General features: G+C 70.6%; 17 protein-coding genes. 11 read left to right on the top strand and 6 right to left on the bottom strand.

The genetic code is table 11. The features are described 5' to 3' along the window. The first annotated feature begins 148 nt into the window (after window positions 1-148). The 7 genes from ACWED2_RS04255 to groL are packed head-to-tail and all read left to right on the top strand — an operon-like array spanning window position 149 to window position 7,202. On the top strand, window positions 149-1,177 hold the full coding sequence (locus ACWED2_RS04255) for an FAD-binding oxidoreductase (RefSeq protein WP_449688989.1): 1,029 nt from the start codon (window positions 149-151) through the stop codon (window positions 1,175-1,177). A gap of 7 nt (window positions 1,178-1,184) precedes the next feature. Beyond that, window positions 1,185-2,354 (top strand): toluene hydroxylase, encoded by a 1,170-nt coding sequence (locus ACWED2_RS04250; protein ID WP_449688988.1) that lies wholly within the window; start codon window positions 1,185-1,187, stop codon window positions 2,352-2,354. Next, the gene (gene mimD / locus ACWED2_RS04245) at window positions 2,351-2,722 is read left to right on the top strand and encodes a propane 2-monooxygenase effector subunit MimD (RefSeq protein ID WP_449688987.1); all 372 of its coding nucleotides are present in this window, start codon (window positions 2,351-2,353) and stop codon (window positions 2,720-2,722) included. Before ACWED2_RS04250 ends, mimD begins: the two co-directional genes overlap by 4 nt. Window positions 2,723-2,756: 34 nt before the next feature. Then, entirely contained in the window at window positions 2,757-3,794 is a 1,038-nt protein-coding gene (locus tag ACWED2_RS04240) for an amidohydrolase family protein (RefSeq protein WP_449688986.1), read from the top strand. After that, the gene (locus tag ACWED2_RS04235) at window positions 3,791-4,480 is read left to right on the top strand and encodes an iron-sulfur cluster assembly protein (protein ID WP_449688985.1); all 690 of its coding nucleotides are present in this window, start codon (window positions 3,791-3,793) and stop codon (window positions 4,478-4,480) included. The genes ACWED2_RS04240 and ACWED2_RS04235 overlap by 4 nt, the downstream gene beginning before the upstream one ends. Continuing rightward, entirely contained in the window at window positions 4,477-5,502 is a 1,026-nt protein-coding gene (locus ACWED2_RS04230) for an NAD(P)-dependent alcohol dehydrogenase (protein ID WP_449688984.1), read from the top strand. The genes ACWED2_RS04235 and ACWED2_RS04230 overlap by 4 nt, the downstream gene beginning before the upstream one ends. An 8-nt stretch (window positions 5,503-5,510) precedes the next feature. Continuing rightward, window positions 5,511-7,202, top strand: a complete 1,692-nt coding sequence (gene groL / locus ACWED2_RS04225; RefSeq protein WP_449688983.1) for a chaperonin GroEL — start codon at window positions 5,511-5,513, stop codon at window positions 7,200-7,202. A 78-nt stretch (window positions 7,203-7,280) separates the two neighbouring features. On the opposite strand, the gene ACWED2_RS04220 is transcribed toward groL, so the two are convergent. Next, on the bottom strand, window positions 7,281-7,880 hold the full coding sequence (locus ACWED2_RS04220; RefSeq protein WP_449688982.1) for a hypothetical protein: 600 nt from the start codon (window positions 7,878-7,880) through the stop codon (window positions 7,281-7,283). 130 nt (window positions 7,881-8,010) lie between these two features. On the opposite strand from ACWED2_RS04220, the gene ACWED2_RS04215 reads away from it, so the two are divergent. Then, window positions 8,011-8,652 carry a GNAT family N-acetyltransferase gene (locus tag ACWED2_RS04215; RefSeq protein ID WP_449688981.1) on the top strand — a complete coding sequence of 214 codons (642 nt, stop codon included), beginning with the start codon at window positions 8,011-8,013 and terminating at the stop codon, window positions 8,650-8,652. Further along, on the top strand, window positions 8,585-9,109 hold the full coding sequence (locus ACWED2_RS04210) for an LmrA/YxaF family transcription factor (protein WP_449688980.1): 525 nt from the start codon (window positions 8,585-8,587) through the stop codon (window positions 9,107-9,109). Before ACWED2_RS04215 ends, ACWED2_RS04210 begins: the two co-directional genes overlap by 68 nt. On the opposite strand, the gene ACWED2_RS04205 is transcribed toward ACWED2_RS04210, so the two are convergent. From ACWED2_RS04205 to ACWED2_RS04190, 4 genes are all read right to left on the bottom strand, one after another. Next, window positions 9,106-10,236, bottom strand: a complete 1,131-nt coding sequence (locus tag ACWED2_RS04205) for an epoxide hydrolase family protein (RefSeq protein ID WP_449688979.1) — start codon at window positions 10,234-10,236, stop codon at window positions 9,106-9,108. The two genes, ACWED2_RS04210 and ACWED2_RS04205, sit on opposite strands and share 4 nt — an antisense overlap. 164 nt (window positions 10,237-10,400) lie before the next feature. Beyond that, a complete protein-coding gene (locus ACWED2_RS04200) occupies window positions 10,401-11,183 on the bottom strand; it encodes an SDR family NAD(P)-dependent oxidoreductase (RefSeq protein ID WP_449688978.1) in 783 nt (260 codons plus the stop codon). A gap of 22 nt (window positions 11,184-11,205) precedes the next feature. Then, window positions 11,206-12,189 carry a glutathione S-transferase family protein gene (locus tag ACWED2_RS04195; RefSeq protein WP_449688977.1) on the bottom strand — a complete coding sequence of 328 codons (984 nt, stop codon included), beginning with the start codon at window positions 12,187-12,189 and terminating at the stop codon, window positions 11,206-11,208. Window positions 12,190-12,197: 8 nt separating this feature from the next. After that, window positions 12,198-12,674 carry a MarR family winged helix-turn-helix transcriptional regulator gene (locus tag ACWED2_RS04190; protein ID WP_449688976.1) on the bottom strand — a complete coding sequence of 159 codons (477 nt, stop codon included), beginning with the start codon at window positions 12,672-12,674 and terminating at the stop codon, window positions 12,198-12,200. A gap of 107 nt (window positions 12,675-12,781) precedes the next feature. Here ACWED2_RS04190 and ACWED2_RS04185 point away from each other — a divergent pair, with 107 nt between their 5' ends. After that, on the top strand, window positions 12,782-13,339 hold the full coding sequence (locus ACWED2_RS04185) for a YceI family protein (protein ID WP_449688975.1): 558 nt from the start codon (window positions 12,782-12,784) through the stop codon (window positions 13,337-13,339). A 23-nt stretch (window positions 13,340-13,362) separates the two neighbouring features. On the opposite strand, the gene ACWED2_RS04180 is transcribed toward ACWED2_RS04185, so the two are convergent. After that, on the bottom strand, window positions 13,363-13,965 hold the full coding sequence (locus ACWED2_RS04180; RefSeq protein WP_449688974.1) for a TetR/AcrR family transcriptional regulator: 603 nt from the start codon (window positions 13,963-13,965) through the stop codon (window positions 13,363-13,365). A 103-nt stretch (window positions 13,966-14,068) separates the two neighbouring features. Here ACWED2_RS04180 and ACWED2_RS04175 point away from each other — a divergent pair, with 103 nt between their 5' ends. After that, entirely contained in the window at window positions 14,069-15,100 is a 1,032-nt protein-coding gene (locus ACWED2_RS04175; RefSeq protein ID WP_449688973.1) for a helix-turn-helix transcriptional regulator, read from the top strand. The last annotated feature ends 4 nt before the right edge of the window (window positions 15,101-15,104 follow it).

Raw genomic sequence — 15,104 nt, 5'->3', positions numbered from 1 at the left:
GGACGCCGGACGGGCTGGTCAAGATCGACGTCCCGGACGACGCGAGCGCGTCCGTGCACCGCGAATGGCTGCTGGTGCGGCCGCGGACGGCGTGATTCGGGTTAGAACCCTAATTACCACTCACGACCCCGCCTCGAGACGGGGACCCATGGCAGAGAAACATCGCGTCCGGTTCGAACCGGTCGGGATCGAGATCGACGTCGCCGAGGACCAGACGATCCTGCGCGCCGCCGCCGAGCAGGGCGTCATGCTCATGCACGGCTGCAAGGAAGGACAGTGCGCGGCCTGCAAGTCGTTCCTCCTCGACGGCGACGACGTCGAACACGACCGGTACTCGACCTTCGCGCTCCCGGACTACGAAAAGGAGGAAGGCTTCACGCTGCTGTGCCGGGCCCACGCCTACGAAGACCTGACGATCGAGCTGCTCAACTACGACGAGGAGATGATCCAGTCCGGCCTGCCGATCCAGGAGGCCGTCGCCGAGGTCGTGGCGAACGACCCGGTGACTCACGACCTGCGGCACCTGGTCGTCCGGCTGGACCAGGACCTGAAGTTCTTCCCGGGCCAATACCTGGACTTCGCGGTCCCGGGCACCGAGGAGACGCGGTCGTTCTCGATGGCCAGCACCTCGGCCCGCGACGGGCTCCTGGAGTTCGTCATCAAGATCTACCCCGACGGGTTGTTCTCCCGGTTCCTGGCCGCCGAAGTCGCGGTCGGCGACCGGCTCCGGGTGACCGGCCCGTTCGGGGTGTTCACCCTGCGGGACAACCCCGGCGCGGACCTCGTCTTCGTCGGCGGCGGCGCCGGGATGGCGCCGATCCTGTCGCTGCTGCGGTCCATGGCCGAGCGCGGGATCGACCGGAAGGCGACCTTCTTCTACGGCGCCCGCCGTCGCCGCGACCTCTGCTTCGAGGCGGAACTGCGGGAACTGGAAGCGAAACTGCCCGGCTTCCGGTACGTGCCCGCGCTGTCCGAACCGGGTGACGACGACTGGACCGGCGAGACCGGCTTCGTCACCGACGTCCTGCGCCGGGCCGGCGTCGACCTCACCGGCTCGGACGCGTACGTCTGCGGGCCACCGCCGATGGTCGAGGCCGCACTCGAGCTGCTGCCCGCCCTCGGCGTCGACGGCAAGCGCGTCTTCTACGACAAGTTCACCACCACGGGCGAAGGGTAGGAAACCCATGACAGCCACCTCCGAACGCAGCGTGCCCAAGCCGGCGTTCACCGACGCCGAGGCGGGCGCGAAGGTCTTCCCGGACTCCACGGCCCGCCAGTACAACTACTTCACCCCGGCCAAGCGCAAGCAGAGCCACTACGAAGACGTCACCGTCGAGGTCCAGCCCGACCCGCGGCACTACCTGGCCCAGGGCTGGCTCTACGCCTTCGCCGACGGCCAGGGCGGCTACCCCCTCGAATGGACCGCGCTGAAGGCGTGGGGCTCGGACCGGCCGCTGCCCGAACGCGGCCCGGGCTCCGGTGGCAAGGGCTACGACTGGCCCGCCCACGGCTGGCACGAGTTCCGCGACCCCAACGAGGAATGGGAGCTCACGCTCTACCGGTACAACGCGAACGTCGTCCGCCAGCTCAACCAGAACATCGACGCCGCCCGCCAGGCCAAGGCGTTCGAGCAATGGAACCGCAACTGGGTCGACTTCGTCGCCAAGCACGTCGGCGCCTGGATGCACGTCGACCACGGGCTCGGCCTGTACCTGTTCGCCAACGCCAACCGCCGTGCGCCGACGAACATGCACAACAACGCGATCTCGGTGAACAGCATGCACCGGATCCGCGCGGCCCAGGACCTGGCGCTGTACAACCTCACGCTGACCGAGGAGATCGAGGGCTTCGACGGCACGGCCCACCTATCCACCTGGAACGAGGACCCGGCCTGGCAGGGCGTGCGGGAGACCGCCGAGCAGCTGACCGGGATCTGGGACTGGGGCGAGGCGATCTTCGCCGCGAACGTCGTCTTCGAACCCCTGGTCGGCGAACTGTTCCGCAGCAACCTGGTGCAGCAGGCCGCGCCGGCCAACGGCGACTTCGTCACCCCGACGCTGATCGGCGCCGAGGAGTTCGACTTCTCCGAACGCGACCTGCGCTACACGAAACCGCTGTACCACCTGCTGATCAACGACAAGGAGTTCGCCGACCACAACAAGGCGCTGCTGCAGAAGTGGCTCGAAGACTGGGTGCCGCGGTGCATCGCCGCCGCCCGCGCGCTGCAGCCGCTGTGGTCGCAGCCCGACGCCAAGCCGATCCGGTTCGAGGACGGGCTCGACCGCGTGAAGAGCCGGTTCGCCGGAATCCTGTCCGAACTGGGTCTCAAGGCACCCGAGGAGCTGGGCCAGTGACCATCTTCAAGACCGCGGAAAGCCCGTTCAAGGCCGACAACACCGCGTCCAACATGTGCGGGTTCACCCTGATGAACAACCAGGTGGGGGCGATCATCGCGGAAGTGATGGGGACGAAGGACAACGTCACCATCACCCCGCTGCCCTCGATGATCCGGGTCGACGCCGTCGGCCGGATGGACGTCGTCTACGCCGAGGTCGACGAGGCCGCCGGCGAGGAAGAAGGCTGGTTCAACGCGGCCGAGTTCGAGGAGAGCATGTCCACCCACTACGGGCGGATGATCCACGAAGACGACCGCACGATCATGTTCGCCAACCCCGAGGACGCGGCGGAATACCTCGACTTCGACCTCAAGCCCATCAAATAGCTGAAGGCGCTCGATCCCGCTCAGGAGGATCAAAATGTACGAAAAAGACGGCGAAAAATACTTCGTGGTGGACGCCCACACCCATTTCTGGGACGCGAGCCCGGAGAACTGGGTGGAGGGGCAGGAGGAATACGCCAAGGGCTGGATCGAGTGCTTCCACGCCTACCAGGGGCTCGGCCCGAAGGAGACGCACTGGCCGCTCGACCGGTTCCAGAAGTACTCCGAGGAGCTGATGATGCACGACCTGTTCGAGGTCGGGCACGTCGACACCGCCATCTTCCAGCCGACCAACCTGCGGCAGTGGTACAAGAACGGGTTCAACACGACCGAGGCCGACGCGGCGCTGGCGGCGAAGCACCCCGGCAAGTTCCTCGTCAACACGACCTTCGACCCGCGTGAGGGTGACGAAGGCTTGAAGGCCTTGGAAGAGCGCGTCAAGCGGTACGGCTGCAAGGGCGTCAAGCTGTACACGGCCGAGTGGCGCGGGGACTCCCGCGGCTGGAGCCTGAAGGACCCGGAAGCCGCGCGCTACCTGGAGAAGTGCGAGGAGCTCGGCGTCAAGAACATCCACATCCACAAGGGACCGACGATCTGGCCGCTCGACAAGGACGCCTTCGACGTGTCCGATGTGGACCACGCGGCGACGAACTTCCAAGGGCTCAACTTCATCGTCGAGCACGTCGGCCTGCCGCGCATCGAGGACTTCTGCTTCATGGCCACCCAGGAGCGGAACGTCTACGCGGGGCTGGCCGTCGTGGTCGGCGGCCTGATGCACGCCCGGCCGAAGTTCTTCGCCAAGGTCATGGGCGAGCTGATGTTCTGGCTCGGCGAGGACAAGCTGGTCTTCGGCGCGGACTACGCGATCTGGGAACCGAAATGGCAGGTCGAGGGGTTCGTCGACTGGAACATGCCCGCCGACGAGGAGCTGTCGGACTTCCCGCCGCTGACCGTCGACCAGAAGAAGAAGATCCTCGGGCTGAACGCCGCCCGGCTGTACGGCATCGACGTGCCCGCCGAGCTGCGGCTCGCGGACCCGAAGAACGTCGAACCCGTCGGCGTGCCGAACTCATGACCGCCGTGGTGACCGGGGCCCGCGCCGCCGTGTGGGCGGCGCTGGGCACCGTCCGGGATCCCGAACTGGACGAACCCCTCACCGACCTCGGGTTCGTGGCCCGCTGCGAGGTGAGCGACGCGGGCCACGCCGTCGTCCGGCTGCGGCTGCCGACGTACTTCTGCGCGCCGAACTTCGCGTTCCTGATGGTCGCGGACGCCTACGACGCCGTGGCCGGCGTGCCGGGCCTGACCGGGCTCGACATCCGGCTCGACGACCACTTCGCGTCCGACGTCATCAACCGCGGGGTGGCCGCGCGGCAGGGGTTCGTCGCGTCGTTCGAAGGCGAGGCCGCCGACGAGCTCGACACGCTGCGGTACGACTTCGTCCGCAAGGCCGTGCTGGCCGGCACCGACCGCGTCTGCCGGTCACTGGGCCGCGATCCGCGCTCGCTGACCCTCGGCGACGTCCCACCGAGTCCCGACCTGGCCCGGCTGCGCGCCCGCCGCCGCGAGCTCGGCCTGCCCGCCGAGGACGGCGACCCGCTGCTGCTGGACCCGGCTACCGGGACGACCCCGGCCGACGCGAAGCGGTATCTCGCTTTCGCGCGGCTGACCCGCACGAGCATGGAGGCCAATTCGGGTGTCTGCCGCGGCATGCTCCGCGCGCGGTACGCCCTGACCAGCGAAGAGGAGGGCACGGGATGAAGGCCGTGCGGCTGCAGAAGTACCACCAGCACCCGGTGATCGAGGACGTCCCGGAGCCGCGCGCCACCGGACCCTTCGACGTCGTGGTGAAGATCGGCGGCGCCGGCGTGTGCCGCACCGACCTGCACATCATCGAGGAGCAGTGGGCGGAGAAGTCCGGCGTCCAGCTGCCCTACACGATCGGCCACGAGAACGCGGGCTGGGTGCACGAGGTCGGCCCGGCGGTGACGAACGTCGAGGTCGGCGACACGGTCATCCTGCACCCGACGCCGACGTGCGGGCTCTGCCACGCCTGCCGCGCGGGCGACGACATGCACTGCCCGAACGGGAGCTTCCCGGGCATCGACACCGACGGCGGGATGGCGGAATACCTGCTGACGTCGGCGCGGGCGTGCATCAAGCTCGACCCGTCGACCCAGCCGTCGGACGTCGCCGCGCTGGCGGACGCGGGCATCACCGCCTACCACGCGGTGCGCAAGGCCGTCCCGCACCTGTACCCGGGCACCACCTGCGTCGTCAACGGCGCCGGCGGCCTCGGGCACATCGGCATCCAGTCCCTGCGCGCGCTGACGGCGGCCCGGGTGATCGTGGTCGACCGCAACGCCGACGCCCTCGAACTGGCGTCGACGCTGGGTGCGGATGAAACGGTGCTGGCCGACGGCAAGCAGGTCGACGCGGTGCTCGACCTGACCGACGGCAACGGCGCGGAGGTGGTGCTCGACTTCGTCGCCGAGCAGGGCGCCCAGCAGGACGCCTTCGCGATGACGCGGCGCGCGGGATCGCACTTCGTCATCGGCTACGGCTCGAACATCGAGATCCCGACGATCGACATCATCTCCACCGAGCGCAACGTCATCGGCAACCTCGTGGGCACCTACAACGACCTGGCCGAGCTGATGGTGCTGGCCCAGGCCGGGAAGGTCACCCTGCACACGAAGAAGTACCCCCTGGACGCGGCGCTCGACGCGCTGGCCGACCTCGACGCCGGGCGCGTGCGCGGCCGGGCCATCCTCACCCCCTAGGAGCAGCCATGGCGAAGGAACTGCGGTTCGGCCCGGACGCCCGCGACCTGCTGCTGGCGGGGGTGGACAAGCTGGCCGAAGCGGTCAAGTCCACGCTGGGCCCCAAGGGCCGCAACGTGATCATCGAGAAGATCACCGGCTCGCCGGTGGTCACCAACGACGGCGTCACCATCGCCCGCGAGATCCACCTCAAGAACCAGTTCGAGAACATGGGCGCGCAGCTGGTCAAGGAAGCGGCGATCAAGACCAACGACGTCGTCGGCGACGGCACCACCACGGCCACCGTGCTGGCACAGGCGATCGTCCGCGAAGGCATGCGGGCCATTTCGGCGGGCGGCAACCCGGTGCTGGTCAAACGGGGCATCGATCACGCGGTCGGGCTCCTGGTGACGCACCTGGAGAAGCAGGCGCACCCGGTGGTGTCCGAACAGGACTACGCGCGGGTCGCGGCGATCTCGGCCAACGACGACGACGCCGTCGGCGCGGTGATCGCCAAGGCCCTGCACACCGTCGGCGACGGCGGGGTGGTGACGGTCGAGGAGTCGCCGTCGATCGGGATGAGCGTGGAGTTCGTCGAAGGCTTCGAGTTCGACAACGGCTACCTCTCGCCGTACCTGGTCACCGACCCGGGCCGGCTGGAGGCGGTGCTCGACGACCCGTACATCCTGATGTGCGCGGAGAAGATCACCAAGGTGCAGCAGCTGATGCCGTTGCTGGACAAGGTGATGCGCGCCCCGCGGCCGCTCGTCGTGATCGGCGAGACGGTCGAGGGCACGGCGCTGTCCATGCTGGTGCACAACCACATGAACGGCACCTTCCAGTCGGTCGCGGTCCGGGCGCCCGGCTTCGGGGACCGGCGGCTGCACAAGCTGGAGGACCTCGCGGCCATCGTCGGCGGCGCGGTGCTCTCGCGGCAGTCCGGCTTCTCGATGGAGACGATGACGCTGGAGCACCTCGGCCGGGCCAAGCAGGTCCGGGTCACCGAGAACCGCACCACGATCGTCGGCGGCGCCGGTTCCTCGGAAGCGGTCGACTTCCGGGTCGGGCAGCTGCGGGCGGAGCTGGAGCGGGCGCAGTTCGGTGTCGACGAGGACGTCCTGACCGAGCGGATCGGGGCGCTGACCGGCAAGGTCGCGGTCGTCCGCGTCGGCGCGGCCACCCCGGCCGAGCTGAAGGAACTGCAGCACCGGGTCGAGGACGCGCTGTCGGCGACCCGGGCGGCGATGGCCGAGGGCATCGTGGCCGGCGGGGGAGCGGCGCTCCTGCACGCCGAGAAGGCCCTGGAGAACCTCGGCCTGGACGGTGACCAGGCGATCGGCGTCGAGATCGTCCGGCGGGCCCTGGCCGAACCGGCGTTCCTGATCGCGCACAACGCGGGCCACCCGGCGCACGAGATCGTCGCGCGGACCCGGGAACTGGGCGACGACGAGGGCTTCGACGCCCTGCACGACCGCTACGGGGACATGATCGACCTCGGCGTGGTCGACCCGTTGCGGGTGTGCCGCTCGGCGGTGCAGAACGGCGCTTCGGTCGCGGGCCTGCTGCTCACGACGAACTCGCTGATCGCCGAGGAACAGACCCCGTGGGGCGGCAGCCCGGCCCTGATGACGGAGTTCGGCCCGCTGGACGAGGGCCTGCACCAGCCGTCGCCGGACGCCAGCACGCCGCAGTCCCTCGGGATGGGCCCCTCCGTCGGCTGAGTCCCACGTCCGATCAGCCCGCGGAGAAGAGGAGGTCTCCCCGCCGGTGTCCTGAGCCCCGGCGGGGAGACCTCCGGCTCACCGGGCGAGCCCGTGGCGGGCCAGTTCGTGCCCGGCCAGCTTCTCGATGACGTCCCGGTCGCGCTCCCGCCAGCCGTTCGCCGGTTCGCCCACCGCGGCCAGGCGCTGCAAGGACCCGGTGGCCAGGGCGCGCAGGGCCAGCAGGTCCAGCCCGTCGTCACCGAGGGCCCGCAGCCGCGCCGCCGCGGTGGCCCGGCGGGTGTAGTGCCAGCGCAGCGGCAGCCACGTCACCACGAGCATCAGCACGGGCAGGGCGATGATGACCGCCGCCAGCCACCAGGCCAGGTTCTCGACCGCCTCGATCTGCCAGTGGCCCGCGTCGGTGAGCTTGGTCCCGACGTTCGAGCCGCCGTGCAGGGCCTTCGCGAGGGCGTCCCCGACGAGCGGGATGCCGTCGGCGGAGTCCGCCGCGGAGTCGAAGGTGCCGCGCAGGCCGGTGCCGGCGTCGACCAGGCCGTCGCCGGGCGCGCGCAGCTTCATGACCTGGTCGTACACCGAGGTCCCCAGCCACACCGCGAGGACGACGAGCAGCACGGCCAGCAGATCGCTGACGAGCTGGGCGGTGCGGCGGAGGGGCCGTTCGGCGTAGAGCTGCATCGGGGGGCCTTTCGCGGTGGGGGAGCGCGGTCACGGCAACGTACCCGCGGCCCCGCCGGGCGAACCCGGCCCGGTGCACTATGACGGCCGTCATAGTGTGGGCCGGGTCGCGGTGTGCTCTCATGGAACTATGACCAACGTCATAGAGGGCGCGGACGGCGCGCAGGTCGCCGTTCTGATCGCGGCGTGCTCGCCGGACAGTCTCCGGCGCCGGTTCATGATGGGCGGGCCCGCCCGGCCGGCCGAGATTTTCCAGCGCTACCAGCGGTTCTTGCTCGCCGGGCCACCGGACGGCGTCGCGCTGCTCGCCTACCGCGACGGCGCTCCGGTGGGATTGCTCAACTTGGTCTCGGAGAAGCCCGGGGAGGCGGAGATCGGGATCCTCGTCGCGGACGCCTGGCAGCGGCAGGGGATCGGCGGCGCGCTGAGCCGGTGGCTGTGGGCGTCCGGGCGCTGGCCGGGCTGGACCGTGCGGGCGACCGTGCAGGCCGGGAACACCGGGGCGGAGGCGCTGCTGCGGGGCCAGGGCTTCCGGCCGGTGCCGTCGTACGAGCGCGGCGAACGCGACTTCGCGCTGGTCGTGCCCGACTGGGCTACCATGACGGACGTCATGAAGGAGGCAGCCGATGACGAGGACACCGCGCGAGCGGATGGTGCTCAGCGCCGCGCAGCTGGTGCGGATCCACGGTGTCGGGGCGACCGGCATGCGGGACGTGGTCGCCCACGCCGAAGCGCCGCGGGGGTCCCTGCAGCACTACTTCCCGGGCGGTAAGGACCAGCTGATCGCCGAAGCCGTCACCTGGGCGGGCGACTACGCCGCCCGGCGCGTGGCGCGCGTCGCGGCGAAGCTCGAGGACCCGACGCCCGGGAACCTGTTCGCGGCCATGGCCGCCCAGTGGACCGACGAGTTCACGACCGCCGGCTTCGACGCGGGCTGCCCGCTGGTGGCGACGGTCGCCGACGCGGCCGCGACCAGCGACAGCCTGCGCGAGGCGGTGGGCAAGGCGTTCGAAGGGTGGCAGCGCCCGGTCGCCGCGACCCTGGAACAGCTGGGCGTGCCGCCGGCCCGCAGCACGTCCCTGGCGGTGCTGATGCTCAGCGCGCTGGAGGGCGCGATCGTCCTGGCGCGGGCGCACCGGGACGTCACCCCGCTCGAGACGGTGGTCGCGGAGCTGGGGCCGTTGCTCGACGGCGCCGTGGACAAACGCCGCCGCCGAGCCTTGGCCTAACGGCCGCGGAAGAACGCCCGGATGTCCTCGACCAGCTCTTGCGGAGCCTGCAGTGAGGCGAAGTGCCCGCCGGTGTCGTACTCGGTCCAGCGCGTGACGGTGTTCGACAGCTCGGCCAGGCCGCGGATCGCGTGGTCGCCGCGGAAGTTCGCCACGGCGGTCGGTACGCCGGAGGGCGCGGCCCGTTCCCCCCAGCCGTCCTGGCCGGCCTCGAGGTAGAGGCGCGCGGCCGAGCCGGCGGTGCCGGTGAGCCAGAAGATCGTGACGTCGGTCAGGATGGCGTCCCGGTCGACCGGGGTCTGGCCGGTGGTGGTGGGATCCCAGTCGACGAACCACTCGAGGTTCCAGGCGAGCTGCCCGGCGGGGGAGTCGTTGAGGGCGTAGGCGAGGGTTTGCGGGCGGGTGGCCATCTGGGTGGCGTACCCGGAGTGGGCGTACCACCAGGCTTCGTTCTCCCGGGCCTTTTTGCGGTCCTCTTCGGACAATCGGTCGAGGTCGCCGGAAGCGGTCGGCACCCCGGCGTTGGCGACGGCGTTGACGTGCACCCCCAGTACGGCCTCCGGCGCTGCCCGGCCGAGTTCGGGGGAGACGATGCTGCCGAAGTCACCGCCCTGGGCGCCGTAGCGTTCGTAGCCGAGCCTGTTCATCAGCTCGGCCCACGCCCGCGCGGTGCGGCGGGTGTTCCAGCCTCGTTCGGTGGTCGGCCCGGAGAAGGCGAACCCGGGCACCGACGGCGCGACGACGTGGAAGGCGTCTTTCCGGTCGCCGCCATGGGCTGCCGGGTCGGTGAGGGGGCCGAGGATGTCGAGGAAGTCGGCGACGGTGCTCGGCCAGCCATGGGTGATGATCAAGGGCGTGGCGTCCGGCTCGGGCGAGCGGACGTGCAGGAAGTGGATGCGCTGGCCGTCGATGGTGGTGGTGAACTGCGGGAAGGCGTTGAGCCGGGCTTCCTGGGCTCGCCAGTCGAAGCCGTGCTGCCAGTAGTCGACGAGTTCGGCGAGGTAGGGCCGGCTGACGCCGTAGTCCCAGCCGGCGTCGGGGAGTTCGCCGGGCCAGCGGGTTCGTGCCAGGCGCGTGCGGAGCTCGTCGAGATCGGCCTGGGGGACGTCGAGGTGGAAGGGATCCATGGGTCGACGGTCTCGCGGATGTAGGTCAGGCCGTGTCCTGAATGGCGGCCGCGGCGCATCAGAGACCGCGGCCGTCTCCTCCGGTTGCGGTCGTTGCTCCAGCTGTACCGCGACTGGCCCGGCACGGAGCCGGCCGAGCGGCTGGGCGTGCCGGCACGCCCGGCTCAGGTGTGCGTGCCGCCGTCGATGCGGATTTCCGTGCCGGTGATGAACTTGCCGTCCTCCGAGGCCAGCATCGCCACCACTCCCGCCACCGTCTCCGGGCCCGCCACCGCGTTGCCCACCTCCGTCGTGTGGTCCGTCGGCAGGATCGGCAGCAACCGCCCGAACAGCGAAAAGTCGACATCAGACGGCAGCCAGCTGGCCGCCGAGTCCGTGATGCCGCTCTTCACGCTGCCCGGGGCGATGCTCACCGCGCGCAGGCCCCGCTTGCCGTACTCCAGCGCCAGCGAGTGGGTGAACGCCTGGATCCCGCCCTTGCTCGCGCAGTACGCCGCCATGTACGGGTGGGCGAACGTCGCCGACGTCGAGCTGAAGTTGATCACCACGCCCGCCGGGGACGCCAGCAGGGCCGGCAGGGCCGCCCGCGTCACCAGGAACGTGCCCGTCAGGTTCACCGCCAGCACCCGGTTCCACAGCTCGAGCGACGTCTCGTGCGTGTGTGACGCCAGCAGGATTCCCGCCGCGTTGACCAGCACGTCGAGCCCGCCGAGGACCTCGACCGCCGACGCCACCCGCGTGGCCACCGACTCCTCGTCGGCCACGTCCATGGTGAACGTGGTCAGGCCCGGCGGGCGGGCGGCCTGGTGGGTGCCGGCGAGGCCCTCTTCGGAGACGTCGACGCCGATGACCTGCGCCCCCTCCTCCAGCAGGCGGAGCGTGGTGGCCCGGCCGATGCCGGAACCGGCGCCGGTGACCAGGACACGGCGATCGCGCAGGCGTTCCATGGTGATCACCGTAGCCAAGAACTCAGAGCGCGGGCACCCTTTCGCCGGCCGGCGGCGGGCCCGGCGGCGTCCCGTCGCCGAACGGGCGGCCGCCCAGTTCCTCGCGGCCGTGCGGGGTCAGCCAGCCGCGCACGTCCGGGCCCAGCGGGACGATCCCCGTCGGGTTCACGTTCTTGTGCACCACGTAGTAGTGCTCCTTGATCTGCGCGAAGTCGATCGTGTCGCCGAAGCCGGGTGTCTGGAACAGGTCGCGCGTGTACGCCCACAGCACCGGGAGCTCGGTGAGCTTCTGCCGGTTGCACTTGAAGTGGCCGTGGTACACCGCGTCGAACCGCACCAGCGTCGTGAACAGCCGGACGTCGGCCTCGGTGATCGTGTCGCCCACCAGGTAGCGCTGGTCCGCCAGCCGCTCGGAGAGCCAGTCGAGCCGGGCGAACAACTTCCGGTAGGAGTGCTCGTACGCCTCCTGGGACCGCGCGAAGCCACACTGGTACACCGCGTTGTTCACGTCGGTGAACACCTTCCGCGCGACGTCGTCGATCTCGTCCCGCAGCTTCTCCGGGTACAGCTCCGGCGCGCCCTCGCGGTGGTACTCCGTCCACTCGGTCGACATGTCCAGGGTCATCTGCGCGAAGTCGTTGGTGACGACCCGGCCGCTCGGGATGTCGACGAACGCCGGCACCGTGATGCCGCGGGGGTAGTCCGGGTCGCGCTTGAAGAACGCCTCCTGCAGCCGCTCGATGCCGAGCACCGGGTCGCGGCCGTCCGGATCGAGGTCGAAGCTCCAGCTGCGCTCGTCGTGCACCGGCCCGGCGATCCCCATCGAGAGCACCGGTTCGAGGCCGAGCAGCCGGCGCACGATCACCGCGCGGTTCGCCCAGGGGCACGCCCGCGCCACCACCAGCCGGTAGCGGCCCGGCTCCACCGGCCAGCCGTCGCGGCCGTCGGCCGTGATGCGGTCCGGGAGGTAGTTCTGGTCGCGCTTGTACTCGCCCTTGTCGGTCATCCGTGTCCTCAGCAGTCGTCGGTCGGGGGAGCGGCGTCCAGTGCCGCGGCCAGCCGGGCCAGCACCGGCCCGGCCGTGCGGATGTCCTCGGCGCTCAGGTGGTCGAACACCGAGGCCCGCACGCGGGCGAGGTGGCTCGGGTAGGCCGCCTCCAGTCTGGCCAATCCGGCCGCGGTCAGCACCGCGTTGGACGCGCGGCCGTCCTCCGCGCACTTGCGCTTCTCCACCAGGCCGCGGCGGGTCAGGTCGTCGACGACCCGGCTGATCCGGCTCAGCGACAGCCCGGTGGTCGCGGCCAGGCCGGAGATGCGGAGCAGGTGGTCCGGCGCTTCGGACAGGGCGACCAGCACGCCGTAGTCGGTGATCGCGAGGCCGGTCTCGGACAGGAACTGGTCCTCGAGCGCGCGCGGCAGCGCCGTCATGATGCGCATCAGCGGCCGCCAGAAGGCGGCTTCGTCGAGGTCGAGCGCGGAAAGATCACCCATGCCGGCGACTCTACCGAAAGCTTGCTTGCGCAACCAGCAAAAGTGAGTAAGGTGTCGTTGAACCCTCAATCACCGGGGGGTGCCACCACGAGGAGAGAAGAACAGCGATGACCAGCGCGACCACCTACCCCCAGCTGACCGGCGAATACACCCTCGACCCCACGCACTCGCGGATCGGGTTCGTCGCCCGGCACGCCATGGTGACGAAGGTGCGCGGCAGCTTCAACGAGTTCACCGGCACCGCGACCATCGACGGTGACGCGCCGGAGAAGTCGAGTGTCCAGGTGACCATCCAGGCCCACAGCATCGACACCCGCAACGCCGACCGCGACGGGCACCTGAAGAGCAACGACTTCCTGTCGATGGACGAGTACCCGCAGATCACCTTCACCTCGACCGAGATCAAGCAGACCGGCGACACCAGCTTCGACGTCACCGGCGACCTGACCATCAAGGACGTCACCCGCTCGGTGACCGTCCCGTTCGAGTTCGAGGGCTCCGCGAAGGACCCGTTCGGCAACGACCGGATCGGCTTCGAGGGCTCCACCACGATCAGCCGCAAGGACTACGGCATCACCTGGAACGCCGCCCTCGAGACCGGTGGCGTGCTGGTGAGCGACAAGGTCACGCTGGAGTTCGAGATCTCCGCGATCAAGTCCGCCTGATCGTCAGCGAGCGGGAACCGGGGTCACCGGTTCCCGCTCGCCCGCAGGTTGCCGATGCCGACGTCGAGGGCCGCTTCCAGGTGGTCGATGCGGCCGGTCGACAGCATCACCACCACGCCGCCCTGGATGCCGGCCAGCAGGGCGGCCGCAGTGCGCCCGGGGTTCAGGTCCGGGGCGACCTCGCCCGCCTGCTGCAGGTGGCGGATGCCTGCCTCGATCTCGTCCTGCCAGCGCCGCAGCAGTTCGGTCACCACGGCCTGTGCCCCCGGTGTCGCGCGGCCGAGCTGGGAGATCAGCACGTTGAGCGGGCAGTGCCGGCCGCGGCTGTCGTAGTGCGAGACGACCGTGTCGCGCCAGCGCTTCCACGCTGCCCACGACGTCAGCCGGCCCAGCTGCGGCTGCTGGACCTCGATCACCTGGTCCGCCTCGAAGCGCGCCACCGCGAGCAGGAGCTCTTCCTTGCCGCCGGGGAAGTAGTGGAAGAGCTGGCTCTTGCTCGTCCCCGTCCGCGCCCGGACGTCGTCGAGCGTCGTGACGGCGACGCCGTGCTCCCGGATCTCCGCCGCCGCGCCTTCGACGATCCGCTGCCGCGTCGCGGCGCCCTTCGGGGTCAGCTTTGGACTCACGGGTCCACTTTACTGCACCAAAGGGTGATTCTTCAGGCGAAAGCCCCGGACAGCCCCGAAACTCGCTTCCGGTGGAATCGGTACGTCCGCACACTCGATCTTCGTGACAGACACGCACCGGCTGGTACGCGGGCTTTGTTCGCTGGCGGGCGAAGGCCTCACCTCGGACGAAATGGGGGAGGCCGTCTCGCGCGCCGTCGGCGGCCTCGTCGCCCATGACGCCCTCCACCTGTGCTGGCGGCACCCGGGTACGGACCTGCCCTCGTTCGGCTTCTGGCACCGGCTCACCCCGAAGGTCGACTGGACGCGGCTGACCACGTCCTGCTCCGGCCGGGAGCCGGTGCAGCCGGCCGAGCAGGCGCGGCGGGGCGTCCTGGGGCACGTGGTCGACGCGCGTGACCCGCTCGGACACAAGATCCTGCTGGACAACGGGTTCGGCAGCGAACTGCGCCTGCTCCTGCGCGGCGCCCACGGGGTGTGGGGCACGCTCGCGCTGTTCCGGGAGCAGGGCGGCCGTCCCTTCGGGCCGGACGACGTCGACCGCGCGGCGCGGCTCGTCCCGCCGCTGGTGGCGGTGTCGGGCAGCTACGTGAAGGCGCCGTCGCTGCGGCCGCCGGACCGGGACCTGCCGCCGGGCGTCATCGTGGTGGGCGCCGACCACGCGGTGCGCGGGATCACGCCCGAGGCGCACGCGTGGCTGCGGGAGATCCGCCTGCCGGGGCCGCTGGCCGGCGCCGAGTGGGCGGCCAAGGCCCTCTCGTGCGAGGTGGCCATGGCCGGCCGCCGGTTCGCGCGCGACCCGGCCGCCCCGCGCCCGGTCACGTGCCTGCCCTCGGCCTACGCCGGGCGCTGGGTCAGCGTGCACGGCCAGCCCCTCGACGCGGACGGCCGGGGCGACGTGGCCGTGATCGTCCGGGCGGCGGGCATGGAGCTGCTGCCGGCCCTGTCGTCCTGGTACGAGATCACCGGGCGGGAACGCGCCGTGCTCGGCCAGCTCCGCGAAGGCCTCCCGGCCAAGCAGATCGCCCGGCGGCTCGACGTGTCGGTGCACACCGTGAACGAGCACCTCAAAGCCATCTACCGCAAGGCCGGCGGCACCGGCCGCGAGGAGATCGTCGCGGTGCTCTCCCGGTGACGGC

The sequence above is a fragment of the Amycolatopsis sp. NPDC005003 genome (assembly GCF_053600695.1).
Note: the sequence above shows the minus strand (reverse complement) of the source record. Positions and strands in the feature narration are given on the sequence as shown.

Bases quoted from the DNA above. Each gene is read 5' to 3' on its own strand.
- ACWED2_RS04255 (WP_449688989.1), top strand. From the start codon at position 149: ATGGCAGAGAAACATCGCGTCCGGTTCGAACCGGTCGGGATCGAGATC.
- ACWED2_RS04185 (WP_449688975.1), top strand. From the start codon at position 12,782: ATGACCAGCGCGACCACCTACCCCCAGCTGACCGGCGAATACACCCTC.
- ACWED2_RS04195 (WP_449688977.1), bottom strand. From the start codon at position 12,189: ATGACCGACAAGGGCGAGTACAAGCGCGACCAGAACTACCTCCCGGAC.
- ACWED2_RS04240 (WP_449688986.1), top strand. From the start codon at position 2,757: ATGTACGAAAAAGACGGCGAAAAATACTTCGTGGTGGACGCCCACACC.
- ACWED2_RS04250 (WP_449688988.1), top strand. From the start codon at position 1,185: ATGACAGCCACCTCCGAACGCAGCGTGCCCAAGCCGGCGTTCACCGAC.
- ACWED2_RS04190 (WP_449688976.1), bottom strand. From the start codon at position 12,674: ATGGGTGATCTTTCCGCGCTCGACCTCGACGAAGCCGCCTTCTGGCGG.
- ACWED2_RS04205 (WP_449688979.1), bottom strand. From the start codon at position 10,236: ATGGATCCCTTCCACCTCGACGTCCCCCAGGCCGATCTCGACGAGCTC.
- ACWED2_RS04200 (WP_449688978.1), bottom strand. From the start codon at position 11,183: ATGGAACGCCTGCGCGATCGCCGTGTCCTGGTCACCGGCGCCGGTTCC.
- ACWED2_RS04235 (WP_449688985.1), top strand. From the start codon at position 3,791: ATGACCGCCGTGGTGACCGGGGCCCGCGCCGCCGTGTGGGCGGCGCTG.
- ACWED2_RS04210 (WP_449688980.1), top strand. From the start codon at position 8,585: ATGCGGGACGTGGTCGCCCACGCCGAAGCGCCGCGGGGGTCCCTGCAG.
- ACWED2_RS04230 (WP_449688984.1), top strand. From the start codon at position 4,477: ATGAAGGCCGTGCGGCTGCAGAAGTACCACCAGCACCCGGTGATCGAG.
- ACWED2_RS04220 (WP_449688982.1), bottom strand. From the start codon at position 7,880: ATGCAGCTCTACGCCGAACGGCCCCTCCGCCGCACCGCCCAGCTCGTC.
- groL (WP_449688983.1), top strand. From the start codon at position 5,511: ATGGCGAAGGAACTGCGGTTCGGCCCGGACGCCCGCGACCTGCTGCTG.
- ACWED2_RS04215 (WP_449688981.1), top strand. From the start codon at position 8,011: ATGACCAACGTCATAGAGGGCGCGGACGGCGCGCAGGTCGCCGTTCTG.